At 34.3% G+C, this 17,216-nt stretch carries 16 protein-coding genes and 1 pseudogene; 11 read left to right on the top strand and 6 right to left on the bottom strand.

What is annotated here, in order from left to right:
* The first annotated feature begins 1 nt into the window (after nt 1).
* Together ACN0WI_RS02645 and ACN0WI_RS02650 are read left to right on the top strand one after the other, a co-directional pair.
* Complete coding sequence (locus ACN0WI_RS02645; RefSeq protein WP_417885056.1) at nt 2-2,269, top strand: glycosyltransferase family 4 protein; 2,268 nt, start codon at nt 2-4, stop codon at nt 2,267-2,269.
* Between the two features lie 5 nt (nt 2,270-2,274).
* The gene (locus tag ACN0WI_RS02650) at nt 2,275-3,294 is read left to right on the top strand and encodes a glycosyltransferase family 4 protein (RefSeq protein ID WP_417885057.1); all 1,020 of its coding nucleotides are present in this window, start codon (nt 2,275-2,277) and stop codon (nt 3,292-3,294) included.
* On the opposite strand, the gene ACN0WI_RS02655 is transcribed toward ACN0WI_RS02650, so the two are convergent.
* Both ACN0WI_RS02655 and ACN0WI_RS02660 read right to left on the bottom strand, forming a co-directional pair.
* Complete coding sequence (locus ACN0WI_RS02655; RefSeq protein ID WP_270058290.1) at nt 3,291-4,751, bottom strand: glycoside hydrolase family 130 protein; 1,461 nt, start codon at nt 4,749-4,751, stop codon at nt 3,291-3,293. The genes ACN0WI_RS02650 and ACN0WI_RS02655 overlap by 4 nt on opposite strands.
* A 286-nt stretch (nt 4,752-5,037) precedes the next feature.
* Nucleotides 5,038-5,466: a hypothetical protein gene (locus ACN0WI_RS02660; RefSeq protein WP_417885058.1), complete on the bottom strand. Its 429-nt coding sequence runs from the start codon at nt 5,464-5,466 to the stop codon at nt 5,038-5,040.
* A 373-nt stretch (nt 5,467-5,839) separates the two neighbouring features.
* On the opposite strand from ACN0WI_RS02660, the gene ACN0WI_RS02665 reads away from it, so the two are divergent.
* Nucleotides 5,840-6,496, top strand: coding sequence for a PIG-L family deacetylase (locus ACN0WI_RS02665; RefSeq protein ID WP_417885059.1), 657 nt, complete (start codon nt 5,840-5,842; stop codon nt 6,494-6,496).
* 51 nt (nt 6,497-6,547) lie between these two features.
* Here ACN0WI_RS02665 and ACN0WI_RS02670 read toward each other — a convergent pair whose 3' ends face one another.
* From ACN0WI_RS02670 to ACN0WI_RS02680, 3 genes are all read right to left on the bottom strand, one after another.
* Entirely contained in the window at nt 6,548-7,702 is a 1,155-nt protein-coding gene (locus tag ACN0WI_RS02670; protein ID WP_417885060.1) for a glycoside hydrolase 100 family protein, read from the bottom strand.
* A 5-nt stretch (nt 7,703-7,707) separates the two neighbouring features.
* On the bottom strand, nt 7,708-8,850 hold the full coding sequence (locus ACN0WI_RS02675; protein WP_417885061.1) for a glycosyltransferase family 4 protein: 1,143 nt from the start codon (nt 8,848-8,850) through the stop codon (nt 7,708-7,710).
* Between the two features lie 240 nt (nt 8,851-9,090).
* Complete coding sequence (locus ACN0WI_RS02680; protein ID WP_417885105.1) at nt 9,091-9,651, bottom strand: helix-turn-helix domain-containing protein; 561 nt, start codon at nt 9,649-9,651, stop codon at nt 9,091-9,093.
* Between the two features lie 236 nt (nt 9,652-9,887).
* Here ACN0WI_RS02680 and ACN0WI_RS02685 point away from each other — a divergent pair.
* Nucleotides 9,888-10,033, top strand: a pseudogene (locus tag ACN0WI_RS02685) (IS3 family transposase); the annotation flags it as partial.
* 240 nt (nt 10,034-10,273) lie between these two features.
* Entirely contained in the window at nt 10,274-10,513 is a 240-nt protein-coding gene (locus tag ACN0WI_RS02690; protein ID WP_417885062.1) for a hypothetical protein, read from the top strand.
* A 104-nt stretch (nt 10,514-10,617) separates the two neighbouring features.
* On the opposite strand, the gene ACN0WI_RS02695 is transcribed toward ACN0WI_RS02690, so the two are convergent.
* Nucleotides 10,618-11,952, bottom strand: coding sequence for a tyrosine-type recombinase/integrase (locus ACN0WI_RS02695; RefSeq protein ID WP_417885063.1), 1,335 nt, complete (start codon nt 11,950-11,952; stop codon nt 10,618-10,620).
* 575 nt (nt 11,953-12,527) lie between these two features.
* On the opposite strand from ACN0WI_RS02695, the gene ACN0WI_RS02700 reads away from it, so the two are divergent.
* The 6 genes from ACN0WI_RS02700 (at nt 12,528) to mobB (ending at nt 17,215) form a co-directional block, all read left to right on the top strand.
* On the top strand, nt 12,528-13,364 hold the full coding sequence (locus ACN0WI_RS02700; protein ID WP_417885064.1) for a DUF932 domain-containing protein: 837 nt from the start codon (nt 12,528-12,530) through the stop codon (nt 13,362-13,364).
* A gap of 983 nt (nt 13,365-14,347) precedes the next feature.
* The gene (locus ACN0WI_RS02705) at nt 14,348-14,692 is read left to right on the top strand and encodes a single-stranded DNA-binding protein (protein WP_417885066.1); all 345 of its coding nucleotides are present in this window, start codon (nt 14,348-14,350) and stop codon (nt 14,690-14,692) included.
* 79 nt (nt 14,693-14,771) lie between these two features.
* A complete protein-coding gene (locus tag ACN0WI_RS02710) occupies nt 14,772-15,152 on the top strand; it encodes a DUF6876 family protein (protein ID WP_417885067.1) in 381 nt (126 codons plus the stop codon).
* Nucleotides 15,153-15,164: 12 nt separating this feature from the next.
* Nucleotides 15,165-15,362, top strand: coding sequence for a hypothetical protein (locus tag ACN0WI_RS02715; RefSeq protein ID WP_417885068.1), 198 nt, complete (start codon nt 15,165-15,167; stop codon nt 15,360-15,362).
* 429 nt (nt 15,363-15,791) lie between these two features.
* Nucleotides 15,792-16,172 carry a BfmA/BtgA family mobilization protein gene (locus ACN0WI_RS02720; protein ID WP_417885069.1) on the top strand — a complete coding sequence of 127 codons (381 nt, stop codon included), beginning with the start codon at nt 15,792-15,794 and terminating at the stop codon, nt 16,170-16,172.
* Nucleotides 16,173-16,183: 11 nt separating this feature from the next.
* Nucleotides 16,184-17,215 (top strand): MobB family relaxase, encoded by a 1,032-nt coding sequence (gene mobB, locus ACN0WI_RS02725; protein WP_417885070.1) that lies wholly within the window; start codon nt 16,184-16,186, stop codon nt 17,213-17,215.
* Nucleotide 17,216: the final 1 nt, after the last annotated feature.

Genomic DNA, 17,216 nt, shown 5'->3' on the forward strand with positions numbered 1-17,216 from the left:
AATGAAATTAGCCTATATAGGAACATATCCACCACGAGAATGTGGCATTGGCACTTTTACTCAAAATTTAACTAAATCGATGCTGGATATCGATGACAAAGGTTTGCATCGTAATGAGATATTAGTGGTAGCGATGAATGATGGTAATCAAAAATATGACTATCCTCTAGAAGTAAAGCTACAAATTAGCCAAGAACAACAAACCGATTATCTGGAAGCTGCAAATTTTATAAATCTAAGCGGGGCAGATATTTGTATTCTTGAACATGAATTTGGAATTTATGGTGGACTTGGTGGTATTTATATACTTCCTCTTTTACATCGTTTGGAAATCCCGTGTATAGTAACGCTACACACTATTCTTGATTCACCTTCTTATAATGAGAAGGCTATTCTTAAAGAAATCTGCAAGATGGCGGATAAGATTGTGGTGATGAGTCATAAAGCCATTTCTTTTCTAACCACTATTTATGATATTCCTCAAGCTAAAATTGTATTAATAGAGCATGGTGTCCCCGATATTCATTTTAATCGCCTGGCCGCCAAAACTGAATTTAAATTCACTAAAAAAAAGCTAATACTTACTTTTGGTTTTATAGGACGTAATAAGGGTATTGAAACCGTAATTAGGGCACTACCAAAAATAATTGAAAAACACCCTGAAACACTTTATATTATTTTAGGAAAAACGCATCCTAATGTTTTCCGTCATGAAGGCGAGGAGTATAGAAATTTTTTAAAATTACTGATTAAAAACCTAAACCTTCAGAGTCATGTTTTGATGTTAAATGAATTTATTGATGAGACAGAATTATTTAAATATCTAAGTGCCTGCGATATTTATATAACCCCTTACCTTAATGAAGCTCAGATCACCAGTGGCACGCTTTCTTATGCCATGGGCGCTGGATGTGCAATTGTTTCTACACCTTACTGGCATGCTGCAGAACTACTAACGGAAGAGCGTGGCAAACTGTTCGATTTCAACAATTCTGAAGAACTAGCAGCAATATTAAATCAATTACTGGGGCAACCAAAAATTTTAAAACAAATTCAGGCCAATGCTTATGCTTATGGTAAAAATGTTACCTGGCCAAAAATTGGTAAAAAGTACTTACATCTTTCTAATAGTTTACTTTCGTTTCCTAAACAGAAAGTAGATAAAAAGGAAACTATCATCGACTTACTTTTATTACCACCTTTTTCCTTGAACCACATCAAAAGGCTAACAGATGATACTGGAATCATCCAACATGCCAAATTTGGCATACCTAATTTAAAAGAGGGTTATTGTTTAGATGATAATGCACGTGCATTACTTATGGTTTTGATGACGTATAAACAGAAAAAAGATGAAACGGCTTTAGAATTCATGCCTATTTACCTAAGCTATATTCATTACATGCAGAATAAGGATGGTTCCTTTAGAAATTTCTTGAGTTTTAATCGGAATTTTTTAGATGAAGTCGGTTCTGAAGATTCTTTTGGTAGAACAATTTGGGCGCTGGGTTATCTTATAGGAAATGCCCCAAATGATGCATATTATCAAACCGGTAAACTGGTATTCTTTGATGCTGTACCGAATTTTGAAAAATTGCAATCGATACGCAGTATTGCCAACACTATTATTGGTATCTGCTATTATTTAAAAACGAATAGTACAGACGAAAATATGCTCGCTATTCTCAAAAGTCTTAGTGCTAAGCTTGTTCATCAATATGAGATAAGTCATTCTGAAGACTGGAAATGGTTTGAGTTGCTTCTTGCCTATGATAATGGAGTACTACCATTGGCTTTATTGCATTCAGCACAAATAATACCAGATAAAAAAGTTATTGATATAGCGATGATTACTATGGAGTTTTTAGAAGAACATACTTTAAAAGACGGTACACTATCTGTTATAGGTAACGATAAGTGGTATACCAAAGATGGTGAACGTTCTTTTTTCGCACAACAACCTATAGATGCAATGGCTATGGTCTTAATGTTTCATCAGGCCTTTATTCTTACGGGGAATAAAGAATACTTGACTAAACTTTTTGATTCATTTATGTGGTTCTTAGGAGAAAACGATTTGCGGATGAGCCTATATGATTTTGAAACGAAAGGTTGTTGCGATGGGTTTGAAAATTACGGAGTTAACCGGAATCAAGGTGCAGAAAGTTCTTTGGCCTACCTTATTTCCCATTTAACGGTATTAAAAGCTTATGAAGAATTTTACCAGTATGATGATTTAACAACTATAACAAAGGACAAAGCTTTATAAAAAGCATGAAAATAGCCATACTAGCACCTATTGCATGGAGAACACCTCCCGAAAGTTACGGACCATGGGAGCAGGTTGCATCCACTTTAACAGAAGCTTTAGTAAGTCGAGGTCATGAGGTGTGCCTTTTTGCCAGTGGAAATTCTATAACCTCAGCAAAATTAGATGCGGTTTGTGCTTTACCATACGAAACCGACAAAACCAGCGACCCTAAAGTTTTGGAGTGCTTACACATCAGTAATCTGATGGAAAAAGTAGGAAATTTTGACATCATCCATAATCATTTCGATTTTCTTCCACTTACTTATTCCCGGCTTATCTCAACTCCCATCATCACCACTATTCATGGTTTCTCTTCGCCTAAAATTATTCCGGTATATAAAAAATATAATGCTACAGCAGCTTACATTTCAATTTCGAATGCAAACAGACATGAAGAGCTAACTTACCTGGATACCATTTATCACGGGGTAAATCCGAGTCATTTTACTTTTCAGAGTATAAAAGAAAACTACTTGCTTTATTTTGGCAGAATCCATCCTGAAAAAGGCTTAGATAAAGCAATTGCCATTGCAAAAAAGGCAAATTTACCTCTTAAAATCGCTGGCCTTATACAGGATCAAGATTATTTTAATTCGAAAATAAAACCTAATATCGATGGGAATTTCATTCAGTATTTAGGGAATTTGGGTAAAAATGAACGTGATCTTATTCTTGGTAGTGCCAAAGCCCTATTACATCCTATTTCTTTTGAAGAGCCTTTTGGACTTAGTGTTCTAGAAGCAATGATGTGCGGTACACCAGTAATTGCATTTTGTCGAGGTAGTATGCCCGAGTTAATAGCTGATGGTGTTTCTGGATTTTTAGTGCATACCATACAAGAAGCTGTTGACGCCGTAAAAAAACTAGAATTACTATCTCCTATACAGTGTAGATGGCACGCAGAAACCAATTTTAATATGGAAAATATGATTTCTTCTTATGAAGAAGCTTATAAAAACGTGCTTCTAAATTTTCAAAATTAGTTGATTAATGCAGTAAACAATTCTGTCATATCTACCACTGCATAAGTAGAGGAGTAATCAGACACTGCATAAGGTAAAATTAAGCTATTATTATGAATTATAGAACCACAGGAATATACCACGTTGGGGACATATCCGTTGCGCTCTTCTTCTAGAGGAATAAGTAAAGGCTCTTCCAGTCGTCCAATTTCTATGGAAGGATCTTCAAGATCAAAAAGTGATGCACCTATACAATAGCGTCTCATTGGACCTACACCATGAGTAATAATTAGCCAACCTTTTTCTGTCCATAAAGGAGATCCACAATTTCCTATTTGAGTAAATTCCCATGCGAATTTAGGCTCTTGAATACGTTCTGGTTTATTCCAAAAATTAGTATTTTTAGAGTACATTAAATAATTATTAACTCCATCAATCCTGGATAACATAGCATATTGACCTTTAATTTTTTTAGGAAAAAGTGCAAGATTCTTTCCTTTTGCGCCATCACCTCTTAATGGCATTATTCTAAAAGTATAAAAATCTTTTGTAGCTATTAATTTTGGTAAAATAGTATGCCCATTATAGGCTGTATAAGTAGCATAAAATACAATAGATTGATCATCTTCTATAAAGCGCACAAAGCGTGCATCCTCAATGCCTTTACTTTCAGATTCTGATATAGGAAAGATCACACGTTCTGTAATATCGGAATCTTTATGAAAATGCAAGTCATAAAATGATTCCAATAACCATTTAATTTCTTCAAAAGACCGGTGTGCCTCGCTATTTACATTTTCTTTTTGAAGGAAACTATTAACTAATTCTTTTAAGGCAGAATGTTCAAATCGGTCTGGTAACTTGTCCATAATTATTTTAAAGTATTGCTCTTCTACCTGCATTTCTTTAAGTCTTTTTATAAACCGACTTTTATAAAAGGAAGTTTTACGTGACATTGCAGCCATATCTATATAATCTCCAAGTTTTGTAAGGAATAGATCATTATTAGCGTCAATGATTCCCCTTCTGAAAACCAGGGAAGAAATATGGCCTTCTCCGGTGGCTCTAAAGGAAATAATTACTCGTTTTTCACCTTTTTCTAAATAGGATTGATCTAAATCTTCAACTATCGAAGGATTAAAAAATGCTGCGGATTCGATGGAATATTCCATGGTACAGTACGATCCAATTAACATTTTTTGCTCCTCAGAAAGTGTATTAAATGGAATATCCATTTTTTCAATAATCTCACGAATGTTTTCGCAATGCTTAAAAAAAAGCTGGGAAATATTACGGTGTCTGTTGGCGAATGCCCTTAACGTTTGTTCTAATGCCTGGCTTACTTCGATCGTATTCATTTTAAGAATACGCTTGACTAAATTTTGGGTGCGAGATTCGCCGTTCATAAAATAACGGGCGATCACCCGACTAGAGTCTGGTGAAAAATTAATCTGTTTACGCTCAATCGAAACTCTCATGTATATAAGGTGTGAATAAGGTAATTAACTGTATTTTAGTTTTATATATTTTTGTGTTACCTCTAGAATAACTGCAAATTATTACCTTTAGTGGTATCATTTTAAAATGACTTATGCCAGAATCTTAAAACAAGAATGACTAAGAGTAATTTGCTTACCATACTACATTTTAAAAATTTCCTGAAAAGTAGTGCAGAGGTTGTCTTTAGATTTTAAGTAAAATCAACCAGGAGAGATGGATTTTGGTTTCCTTAAAAAATAATTTAAAAGGAAAATAATAAATGATCTAAAATTTATTAGTTGTTAATATAATAAGCTTGTTGGGGTAGAGGACGTTACTGTCATCCTCTGCTGTAATAAATATTTTTGTTGGATTATAGGAGGATACAGTTTCTAAGGAAGCTTTCATCTGTTTTGACATAAAACCGGTTGAGCTGTTTAACTGTCCTAATTTAACAGTTTCATTTTTATCGGTGATCATCCAGGAGACGTAACTTTCTTTTGGAGGTTGTAATCTGCTAACTTCGGCTAAATTCACAATTTTTATTTCAAGTACAAAATTATTATTATCATCAGTGTGGATTTTCACATAACCTTCCGCCGCAGGTACAATAGTAGATTGTTGAAAAACAATTTTCCTGGTGCAGGATATTATAGTTAATAGAAGTAGAGCAAGCATACTTACTAACATCCAAGATTTTCCTTTACTTATCATTTGTAATATTTTAGACTTACAAAGATGGATAACTATAGTAGATATAATATTACATCTATTTTACTAAACCTTATATATTTTACAGTACGATTAAGCCCTTAATATTAAATATTACATATCCATATTCGTATCTGTTATCTATGTAAAAAATCTTATGATTAATGTAATAAAGTAGCTATTCAAATTAATAATATTTACCGTTACGCCAATCCCAAATTAAGATGAGCTCAAACCTATATTGCGTTTCAGATTTTAAAATAATTGAAAATTACTATCAAAAAAATATAATTTCGGTTAGCAATTTGGTTTTCCTACTCAACAGGCTATAAAGGATAAATTCGATTTTTGAATAATAAAATATAATACAATGCTAATGGCACCAGAAAAAATAGAGAATAAACCCAAAAATATAGCTGTAGTAGTGGCACACCCTGATGACGAAACACTTTGGTGTGGAGGTCTCATTCTAAAAAATCCACAGCACCATTGGTTTATTGCTTGCTTATCAAGAAGATACGATATAGATAGAGCCCCAAAATTTCAGCAAGTTCTTATTAAACTCAAAGCACAAGGAATAATGGGAAATTTAAATGATGACCCGGATCAAATTCCTTTACCAGAGAAAATTGTTGAAAATGAAATTTTAAATATTTTACCTAACGTTCATTTTGATATCATTCTAACTCATAATCCTCTAGGAGAATATACACGTCACCGACGGCATGAAGAAGTTGGAATATCGGTGCAAAAATTATGGGAAAACCATAAAATTTCAACTAAAGAATTATGGATTTTCGCTTATGAGGATAATAATAAAAAATACTTTCCTAAACCCATAAAATCTGCTACACACCATGAGACACTTTCCATAAAAGTGTGGAATGCAAAATATGATATCATCACCCAAGTATATGGTTTTGCGAAGACCAGTTTTGAGGCGAAGACTACGCCAAAAGAAGAAGCTTTCTGGAAGTTCACTAAACCAATTGAGGGATACAATTGGATAAAAAAACAAAAGCTTAAACAATAATTTTTTAAACCTATGTATGAAAGAATATTAATTATGTAAATAAAATTATTTTTAGAAAAAAGGGGTGTCTCTTTGTTCTACACAATGGGATGCATACAAATATAAAGCTGCACTCCAGGTTTGCCAATCTTCCCCCATTGCCGTATTATCTTGAGCTTTGTACCACTCATTAAAACCATAATCTCTATTTTTTTGTTTTGCTAATTTCAAAAGATGTGCTAACGCTATTAACTTATTTTCTGCCAATTCATATTCTTTAATATTTACCAAAGCGGCTATGTATAAAGCTGTAATAAAAGGCCAAATACCACCGTTATGATAATTTCCGGGTAAATTAAAATGTGCATATCTGTCGAACCAATCTCGATCATTGGGTTGAATAAAAGGAAAAAAGTTAGGAGGCAAATCTCCTCGAAGCATATTTTTTTCTTTCATTATATTGCATTCTTGCTCTACCCATTTAATAATAGCTTTTGCTCGTTTAGGGGAAGCAAGTCCAGTAAGAATAGCTATACTATTACCAAGTAAATCAAATCTATCATTATGATAAATTTTGTAAGACCAACTATTATAATAGGGCTTTAATGTAATGAGCACATCTTCATCTAAAATATCATCTGTTAATTGATTATTAATGGCTAAATATTGAATTTCCCCAGCCAAATGAGTGGCTCTTTTATTCTTACCTAAGCCTTTCAATGCAGCATATAAAATGGTATTAACAAAAAGGCCATAGCCAAGGATCCATTGTTCATCGCGCCAATCGCTGGTAGGTTGTTGAGCGATTAGATAACGATCTGTTGGACTTTGATATTTCATCCATTTTAGTGCTTTCTTTACTGCTTTCTTTTGAAAAGCAGGTTGATTATTAATTTTTCTGAAAATAGAAACTCCAAAAAGAAATAGAGGTGTAGTATCACTAGCTCCACGATTTTCCTTATCATTGATTAAGGAAGGGATATGACCTCTGCGGGTTTGATTACTTGCTAAGACTTCTAAAATATGCTTATAATTTGCAATTAACTCTTCGTTTTTGGAAACTGCTACGCCAAGTATAGCTAACATCAAGTCACGTGTATAAGGTTCTGGATATCCCCAAGCCGCAGTACGGGACAATCCTTCTGTTGACTTTCTACTATTATTCAGTAGGATTTCCAGGGCAGTCTTTTTAGTGTGGTTAAGAATTGCGTTTTCTTCTATTTTCATTACAACTAAATAATTCCTAATTTATCAGATACAAGTTGAACAAAACGTTTTGCAACAATTCGGTAGTCAAATTTAGCGACAACTCTTTTTCTCGCTTTTTCTCCCATTTCTTTACGGAGATTTTCATCATTCATCAAGGTTAATAAATCTTGAGCTATATCTTGTACATTGGCTCGATAGTCTACCGTTCTAGGAGTTTTGAATTGCACTTTATGGAAAGGTTCAAATCCGGATTCATCTCCTAAAATAACTTCATTAACAACAATTTTCTGGGCGACTTCAGCCAAAAAAGCTGTCTCGTTATGCACTAATGTGTCCAACATACCCATGGCTCGAATTCCAATTACAGGTTTCTCACAAGCGCCGGCTTCTACTTGAGGCATGCCAAAACCTTCTAACCTAGAAGGTGCAGCATAAATATCACAAGCTCCAATTAAGTACGGCATAAAATTTCTTGAAACAGTATTGGTGGCGTAGGTAATATGCTTTTCAATTCCTAAATGCATGGCCATTTCTATATCTAACAAATTCTGAGCTTTTGTTCTGGGTTGTGGCCATACTTTACAAATATATCTCCAATCAGGAGCTTCTTTATTGATAATAGCTAAGGCTTGCATTACTTCCTGAGCACCTTTAGAGGCGGCATCTCCTCCTACAGTAAGAATCATCAACTGCTCTGGGGATATACCTAAGGATGCTCTCACCGCTAGAATTTTGGGATCATTTTTTTCAAAAGGAATAAAGATATCGGTATCGCATCCCACAGGGAGTACTTCTATATTTTCAGGGTTTATTCCATCACGCACGTACATTTCTTTCACCCAATTTGAAGTAACCAAAATAAGAGGTAATTTATTTAATATTTCCTGATAATTAGCGATGTAACCATCAGCTACTAACCATGGTACCGCTAAAAATTCGTAACGTTGAGGATGTAAAATCAATTGCGGTGTGTGTCCCCAATACCCTATCCCAACGACCACATCTGGTTTAAACCATCGATAGTACCACTCTTTTTCCTGTTCAGATTCCAAATGTACAGCATGTGCATCTATTCCCAATTCTAACAGTCCTCTATATAATAAATCTCCTTGAGTGGCTAAACCTCCGGGGGAAGGAGGATAATCGTAAAGTATTAAAACTTTCATAGCATATTGAGATTAGATTTAAATTCATTAAATGAGCCTCCGATAAAAAAAACTATTTTCTATAGATTACCAGCTATTTCAGTGTAGAGGCCTTATACCTGAAAATGCATATAGAAGTTACTCTTACGGAGATAATGAAAGTATTGCAATTACAAAACAGTTTGTTATAGATATTAAAAATAATCTTACAAAACTTACAGGTTTTATGCTTATAACTAAATAATCGAATGGCGTATAGGATTAAATATCTTCTAAATTCTGAGTTCTTTTTAGCTTTAATTTCATGTAAAAAGAAGGTGAAATACCAGTTGTTTTTTTAAACTGATTGGAAAGATGAGCCACACTGCTGTAATGAAGTCTATAAGCTATTTCAGTTAAATTAAGCTCCTTATAAAGAAGTAATTCTTTAACTCTTTCTATTTTATGAAGAATAATATAATGCTGGATAGTAATGCCTTTTACCTCTGAAAACATGTTGGAAAGATATGTATAATCATAATTTAAATTCTTACTTATAAAGTCTGAATAATTTTCTTCTGGTAATTCATCTTTGTAATGAATCATATTTATGATTAGATTTTTAATCTTTTCAATTATGATTATTTTTTTATCCTCTAATAATTCTAATCCAAATTTTTTGAGTGCTTTTTTTAATTCTTCCTGCTGAAAAGCATTTATGCTTTCAATAATTTCTATTTTACCTAATTCTACCAAAATAGAGTGAAGATTTAAAGATTTAAGAGTCTGTTTAACAATCAGCTTACATCTTGAGCTTACCATGTATTTGATATAAAAAACCATAACTAAAGAATTAAAATTATTCACTATAAGGATATTACAGTTTTAAAGTCCAAAACATCAAAAAGCGTAAGTGAAGGTAATGTTTAAAATCCCAATACTCTATCTTAATACATATATTATTACTGTTTTAAGTAAGATTTAGGGGTAAAAGAGTCTCTTTAACAAATAATCATCAAATAAAATCGGTTGACTTGGAATTACTACATTAGATTGGACACCAAGTTGAATGAATATTATTGCTAGTTATTAATTTAGCAATTATGAGACGTAAAGCAAAACATTACATCTTAGAGTTTAAGCAAAAAGCAGTGTAGGTCAGGTTTGTGAGGATCTGAATATTCTACCTGCTGTTCTTTACCGCTGGCGTAAAGAGCAAAGGAATCTACTACCATCTGGCAGAATTTGAATTATTGCGATTAAAGAAGGGGAGCAAACAGGCAAATTATATTACTGCCATTATTCTGGATGGACAGATGAGTTGAGTTCCGATTTTGGAAAAGAACTAATTTAAAAAATAAAAAATACGACACCACACACGGAGTATAGTGCATACCCTTTGGGATAGGCACCTTACACAAAGCGTTGGCGGTAATTTGTTACGATGATAGACCAAAATGACATATTGAAATTCAGTGATTCCTTAAAGATTATTTTAGATAAGGAATTAGAAAAAGGAAATAAGGTGGTTGAGACTTCGAATGGTTGGCCAGATAAAAATTCAATAATTATTTTTCTAAAAGGTCCCTTCATTCTGACTCACAAAATTGAATCTATTGAATACAGAGAGATTAATGACCCTCATTATTGGAAAGCTGAATACTATGATAAAAATAAGAAACACATCTTAGCTTGTAAGTTCTAATGAACTTAAAGAAATAAAAATAAAACAGACCAGATTGTGGAGATAATTAGTGCTTCTCCAGAATACTGCCGACTTATGGACTTAATGTAGAATAAAAAAATCAACTAAAAATTTATTACACTATCCAAGGCATCATCAGCATCTTTATGAATAAAATTGGCTTGGTAATTTAGTGTGGTTTTTAGGTCACTGTGTCGATACAATTTTTGTAGCATTAATGGATGAATTTTATCTCCAGCAATATTTCCAAAACTGTGCCGGGCAATATGATTTGATAAATTCTTGTTAATACCACATTGGCTGGCAATTCGTTTCAAGTACTTATTAAACAACTTTGTTGCATTTCTTGTTTTTCGAAAAATATCTTCCTCATTTTTAGGATCTGCATCTTTTAAGAAAGGAAAAATATATCCGTTATTTTCTGCTTGGTTCTTTCTGTAATAATTTAAAATGTTATTGGCTTTATCCGGAATTTTAAGACTTAAAGGCTTTTCATTTTTATTCATAATATAGTAAAGTCTATTATCATTAAAATCTGACCATTTTAATTTTACAACATCAGAGATGCGTATTCCAGCGAAGTAAAACGCAATTAACCATACATTGTGTGTATGCCAGATTGATGATTGAGATTCAAATTCCAATGATTCTATTTTTTCAATTTCTTTAATCGTAAGACCGATTTTGTTGCCAGAACCAATCCGTATTTTTTCTTTTTCTCCTGCAAACGGATAAAATTTAGAAGCAACAATTCCATCTTTAATGGCAATATTAAAAAGAGTTCTTATAAAAATTAATTGATTTGTAATAGTGCGCGTTTTCTGATTGAGATAAACTGAACAAAAAGTTTTATATTTCTCTATAAACGCTTGATCTATATCCCGGAATTTTAAGGTTTTACTTTTCTTAAAATGATTAATGCCGTCCATAAAGGAATATTCACCTTTACGAGACTTACTAACCCTATCCTTTCTTCTTTGTTGTATATCTGCAATCACCTTCTTTTTGGGTGATGAGGATTTAAGCGCTAAAAACTCTTCAATGTTATATAATATAGAAAGCTCAGATTTAGCTACTGAGAAAGTTCCACGGTCATATTTACTTTTAACGCGTTCAGCAGCAATTAAAAAAAATGATTTAGAGCCTCCAGGTCCTTTTAGTTTTTGTTTAGCTTGTTTGGGTGTGATGCTATCATCTTTAGAATCAAAATATAGGTCATTGGCTTCTGTTAACTTCTTCATCAAAAAGTTATTTAGCTTTTTGTGATTAGGGTGGGATCTTTTGGCTTTTCCAGCAACTTTGTCCCAGTCTTTTTCAAGTAAATACTGTCCCAGAAACTTATAATTTGTTTTATAATTTTCGCTTATTCTTAGTGCTAGTGGAGCAGTCCCGTCTTTCCTTTGTTTATTTCTTCGTCGAACAATTTTGATGCTTGCCATAATACCTTCTTTAAAGATAATATAAAGATACGATTAAAATAAAAAGGGGTACAGAATAGGTACAGAATAATTTAATTTTGGATGGTTTTATTCTAATTTATAAAATATTAAATATCTTTAAAACAATTGATTATAAAGGGTTTTGTGTTTTTTTAGTGATGCTAAGTATCAAGCTCATAACCCGAAGGTCACTGGTTCGAGTCCAGTTCCCGCTACTAGCAATGACAAGGCTTCATAGAAATGTGAGGCCTTTTTTTATGGACTGGGTACAACATTTATCCATTTAGATATTAACATTCTAATTGTTACTAATTACTTCTTTTTAGGTACAAACTTTATTGATTCCTATAGAATTAATAAATTTCGGTTATCTCAACTTAAGTTCTTCCTTAGAGGTTGTTATTATCAATCAATAGTTAGCGCAAAGGTAAACTCGTAAAATACAACCCATCAAAAGACTACGGCATAAAGCCAAAGCTTTCGCCACTGCTCATTTATTCCGTTTCCTTTTGAGCTGAGATTTTAGCTTCCGTTTGGGTACTGCTCAAATATTGTTTAATCTAAATTCAAAAGCTATGTATTTACAAAATTTGCAACAGGATGAAATCTTTGTTCCATCAGAAATGAAATCCTTAAAAAGTCTGACACAGATGGAATCCCGAAGAGGGCTTGAAAATGCCATAATCTCTAATGGCAAAATCGTCAATGTGGTCTCGAACAGCTATGGTCACATTCCAAATCAACTATTCTTCAAGAAAGCTGAAGAAATGCTGACCGATGCACAGCTGAATTTCCACAAACGCACCATCAACAAAAATGATAGGTCGTTCATTACTGACTTTATTATCGACGACAAAAGCCAGTTTACAGTCAAGAACCATAAGGACTTGATATTGCCGATGCTTCGGTTCAAAAACTCGTATGACGGAAGTGAAAAGACATCTGGACACTTCGGTTTTTATAGAGAAGTGTGCTCAAATGGTCTGCACGTGTCACAAGCAGAAATCGAGTTTTCCATAAAGCATAGTAAGAACAATACGCACTTGATTATGCTCAGGCTGAACAATCTATTCGATAAGTTTCTGGATAATGAATTCTATATCATTACCAAGAAATTCGACAAGATGAAAGAATTTAAAATCATCGATACGCAAGAATTTGTGAAATCGATTCTTGACAGAACGAAACTGTTTCGGTATGAATGTAGCGACATGAACAGCGACCCGTCGAAAAAATCTCGTGAGGTCATCGAAATCTTAAACTATGAAGCCTTGTTGCTCAATGAAGAACCAAATCTTTGGTTAGGTTACAATGCGTTTAATTCAGTACTTCATAATGTTTTGAAGAAAAGCTTTGGCCAACAAGAACAGTTGGATAAAAAACTGTTCGACGAAGTCTTTGCAATGGCATAAAGCCAAAAGGTTCATCCATTACCTTAAACTGGATTTTTTTGTGCTTGCTATTTATAGGTTTAAAAGCAATACCGTTCAGCACATTCCCCTACATTTCGCGAAAAGCTTCATTCCGGGAAAAGCGCTTTCCTATAATAATATTGGACACAACTTCAAAGCTTCCGTTTTCCATTCCACTTGCCCGTTCATTCCCGAGAAAAGTCGGGAAGCGGTCAAACTGCATTCCAACCTATACCTTCAAAGTCAAGTCCACTTTAAATCCTGCATAATGAGAATAAATAGTTTTCTTAATCCGTTCAGCACATTCCCCTGCATTTCGCGAAAAGCTACATTTCGTGAAAAGAGCTTCATTACAAAGGTCTTGGACACAATCCCCAATTTTAGCTATCCATTCCGCTAACCCTTCCCGCTATGCTGGGAAGGAACACTTCATTCCTTTGCCAAAATTGAGAATTAAGTCCGTTTTTCATCGGAAAGTCATCACTTCGGTTTTCTTAACAGGATTTTCGGCGCGGTCTTCTTGAGCCCTCAATCGAAAATCCTTAAAAACCAAACCGCTGTCTTACATATTTTAAGGGGTTTATAATATATAAAGCCTTTGTTGTTTTTCGGGGCGTCGAAAAACAGGCACGACATAACCAATTCTAATGTAAACACAGCTACTTATTTCGCTTAACTGTCGGTACGCTCAAACGCAACTGCGTTTAAAAGAATTGCTAATGCCCTTATGGAACTTGTCAAGACTGTACAAGTTTTAGTGAAAAATAAGGTTTCTACTTCCTTGAAATCCGCCGAAAAAAGCGGATTTACTACGTCGCAAACACACCTGATTTATTCCCTAAAAGTCTGGACAAAACCCACTCTATCCATTGTGCGGTGCACAGAAGAAAAGAACAAACACCCCTTAAAATTTTAATTCAGTTTAAAACAAATAGGGGAAATATAAACCAGTCTGTAACAAAGCAGACACAAATCTTTTTATTATGAGTACTATTAGAAATCACGTACAGTTAATTGGAAACGTTGGACAAGAGCCAACCATTACGAACCTTGAAAGCGGTAAGAAAGTAGCCCGCTTCTCACTTGCTACAAACGAGTATTACAAAGACAGCAAAGGCGAAAAGCAAACGGACATCAACTGGCATACCGTAGTAGCTTGGGGCAAGACTGCTGAAATCGTTGAGAAATTTGTCGAAAAAGGTAAAGAAGTTGGAATATCGGGAAAACTTAAAAACCGAAGCTATACAACTGATGATAACGAACAACGCTATGTAACAGAAGTTATAGCTGATGAAATCCTATTACTTGGAAGTAAAAGCGATAAGTAATCTTCAAAATTAAAGAGGGCGCACCTCTCGAAAGTTTCGCTCTCTTTTTCATTATTCACTAATTTAAAAAAGTAAAACAATGAAAGTACAAGTTAACGAAATAAAAGAGCGATTGCAATATTTTACGGGAACAGAAATGTTCTATCGAATCCCATTATTACGAACCCATTTTACCGACGGATTGAAATATTTATCGGAAGTAGCAGAATGCTTTTGGCTTATTATGGACACGTCTGTAATTGCAAAAAGTCTGATGAACCGAAGCGAATTTGTAACCATCGATTTTAAAAGATTGCCCAAAGAAAAACAGGATTATTCAGGTTATGAAGCCGAGATAATTTACAGCGATGGCAACGACAATATTTTGGAAAAACACGGTTACAGGGCAACCGATTTTCCTCTCGATGAACTGCGGTTATTTTTTTTAAATGATACGCTGATGTTACCAAGCGAATATTAAAAATCGAACGTTATGATATATCTAAATTTTACCGATTTGAACGCCGAAACACAAGAGCGATTAATTGTCAATTCCAAAGAAGAAGTAAAGGAAAAGTACGGCAAGGATATAATGGATTATGCCACAAAGCACAATACCAATTTGGATAAGATGCTTGATGAAGAAGCACTTCGGAATTTGTATTCGTATAAATACATTTTCAACATATAAATTTTATAAAATTAAAAGTAAGCACCTCTAAAATTTAGAGGTGTTTTTGTATGCGATTAGTAAATAATCAATAAAAAAACGTATCTTTATTTCACTGAAATTCAGCATTCATATTAACGTAGGCTTATCCATTTTTTGACTTTCGCCGATAACCCTGCCCATCGAAAAATTACATAACAGGAAATTATTTTCCTCAAAATGGCAATTGGATTTTGATCTAAATTGTACGGAATTTTGTTCGCCTGGGGCGAACGAAAAGGAGTAGCAAGAGGGTAACACGCGATGCGATGTTAAGGACTCCTTTATATTTTTAAAGAACTGTTTTTCAGTGGTTTGTAAAAATATAAAATTCCCGACCTCTTACAATTTGCGACAAATGCCCTGCAAGCGCCTATTTTTAGGGAATAATTTGCGACAAATCGGCGAATTATGGACTCATTTATTGGCATCAGGTTCAAAAAGGAAACAGCAAAGCGTTTTCAGGAATTTTCAAGAACCCACTTCAAATCACACACCGAAGCATTGGAAACAATGCTCGACTTTTTCTTCTACAACGAGATCTCCCCAAAAGAAAAACTAGGGCCTACCGGAAGAACCATAGAAGCGAAACTTTTAAAAAGGATCAATGCCGTTATCGCCATAATGCGGGACGTGGAAAAGACACAAACCAAACCTACTGTGGCAATGATTCAATCGCTTTTTCAGACCGAAGAACCCAAAAAGAAACGCTTGATTGTGGAAAAGAAATATGCCGAAGAACAATCTAAAGTAAAATTTCAGGAAAAGCAAAACCATCATAACCAACACTAAATTTTTGAGCTATGTACATCACCATTACACCTCAAAAACTGGGAGGGAATTATTCACAAAGTTCAGGCGATTTTGTCGGTTATCTTGAGAAAGAAAACGAAGGCTTGAAACCTACAGAAATGGAAAACTTTTTCAATCAATATGAGGATGAAATTTCCGCTGAAGAAGTGGTCAAAGAAATTGATGACAACACCGCTAAACTCAAAAAAATCGAACCTAAATTTTATTCCATTACGGTCAGCCCTTCTAAATATGAACTAAACCGGTTACAGAACAGTGGTGAAGATTTAAAAAAATACACCCGTGAGCTGATGAAGGATTATGTAGCCTCCTTTAACCGTGAAATCAACGGACGACCTATTCGTATTGAAGATATTAAGTATTACGCAAAAATAGAACACCAACGTAGTTTTAAAGGAACCGATTGGCAGATTAAAGAAAACCAGCCCTATGCTACTCAAATCCTTAAGCTTAAAAATGAGATCCGGCACTTGAAAACACAGGGTAGGGAGGGGGAAATTAAATCCCTACAACGAAAGATCTCCAAATTGGAAAGGGAAGCGCCCCATCAACAGGATGGGAAGCGGATCGTTCAGGAAATGCCAAAAGCAGGAAACCAAAGCCATATCCATATCATTGTAAGCCGGAAAGATGCTTCTAATACGTTTAGTCTTTCCCCGGGGAGCAAACATAAGGCATCGGAAGTGGAGATGCACGGAAAGAACGTAAAACGAGGCTTTGACCGTGATAAATTTTTCCAGCGTGCGGAAAAGACTTTTGACAAAACTTTTGGCTATCAACGGAACTTCGCTGAGACCTACAAAGCTCGAAAGGATTTTATCAAAAACCCGAAAGTCTATTTTGCATCGCTGATGAAACTGCCAACCAATGAAAAAGCGATTGCCTTTAGAATGATAAAAGAAATTGGTGTTCCAATGCTGCCCAGCATTCCGGTTTCACAAGCGCAATTGGCAATGAAAGTTTTAAACCGTCTACTCCGTGGCGTGGAAGTAGCCATCAAATCAAGTTCCATTGGTATTTAAT

The sequence above is a fragment of the Zunongwangia sp. genome, from assembly GCF_048269745.1.
In the GTDB taxonomy this organism is placed as follows: domain Bacteria; phylum Bacteroidota; class Bacteroidia; order Flavobacteriales; family Flavobacteriaceae; genus Zunongwangia.

What these genes read in the sequence shown, in the direction of transcription:
- ACN0WI_RS02645 (WP_417885056.1), top strand. Translation starts at nt 2, where the DNA reads ATGAAATTAGCCTATATAGGAACATATCCACCACGAGAATGTGGCATT.
- ACN0WI_RS02650 (WP_417885057.1), top strand. Translation starts at nt 2,275, where the DNA reads ATGAAAATAGCCATACTAGCACCTATTGCATGGAGAACACCTCCCGAA.
- ACN0WI_RS02655 (WP_270058290.1), bottom strand. Translation starts at nt 4,751, where the DNA reads ATGAGAGTTTCGATTGAGCGTAAACAGATTAATTTTTCACCAGACTCT.
- ACN0WI_RS02660 (WP_417885058.1), bottom strand. Translation starts at nt 5,466, where the DNA reads ATGATAAGTAAAGGAAAATCTTGGATGTTAGTAAGTATGCTTGCTCTA.
- ACN0WI_RS02665 (WP_417885059.1), top strand. Translation starts at nt 5,840, where the DNA reads ATGGCACCAGAAAAAATAGAGAATAAACCCAAAAATATAGCTGTAGTA.
- ACN0WI_RS02670 (WP_417885060.1), bottom strand. Translation starts at nt 7,702, where the DNA reads ATGAAAATAGAAGAAAACGCAATTCTTAACCACACTAAAAAGACTGCC.
- ACN0WI_RS02675 (WP_417885061.1), bottom strand. Translation starts at nt 8,850, where the DNA reads ATGAAAGTTTTAATACTTTACGATTATCCTCCTTCCCCCGGAGGTTTA.
- ACN0WI_RS02680 (WP_417885105.1), bottom strand. Translation starts at nt 9,651, where the DNA reads ATGGTTTTTTATATCAAATACATGGTAAGCTCAAGATGTAAGCTGATT.
- ACN0WI_RS02695 (WP_417885063.1), bottom strand. Translation starts at nt 11,952, where the DNA reads ATGGCAAGCATCAAAATTGTTCGACGAAGAAATAAACAAAGGAAAGAC.
- ACN0WI_RS02700 (WP_417885064.1), top strand. Translation starts at nt 12,528, where the DNA reads ATGTATTTACAAAATTTGCAACAGGATGAAATCTTTGTTCCATCAGAA.
- ACN0WI_RS02705 (WP_417885066.1), top strand. Translation starts at nt 14,348, where the DNA reads ATGAGTACTATTAGAAATCACGTACAGTTAATTGGAAACGTTGGACAA.
- ACN0WI_RS02710 (WP_417885067.1), top strand. Translation starts at nt 14,772, where the DNA reads ATGAAAGTACAAGTTAACGAAATAAAAGAGCGATTGCAATATTTTACG.
- ACN0WI_RS02715 (WP_417885068.1), top strand. Translation starts at nt 15,165, where the DNA reads ATGATATATCTAAATTTTACCGATTTGAACGCCGAAACACAAGAGCGA.
- ACN0WI_RS02720 (WP_417885069.1), top strand. Translation starts at nt 15,792, where the DNA reads ATGGACTCATTTATTGGCATCAGGTTCAAAAAGGAAACAGCAAAGCGT.
- mobB (WP_417885070.1), top strand. Translation starts at nt 16,184, where the DNA reads ATGTACATCACCATTACACCTCAAAAACTGGGAGGGAATTATTCACAA.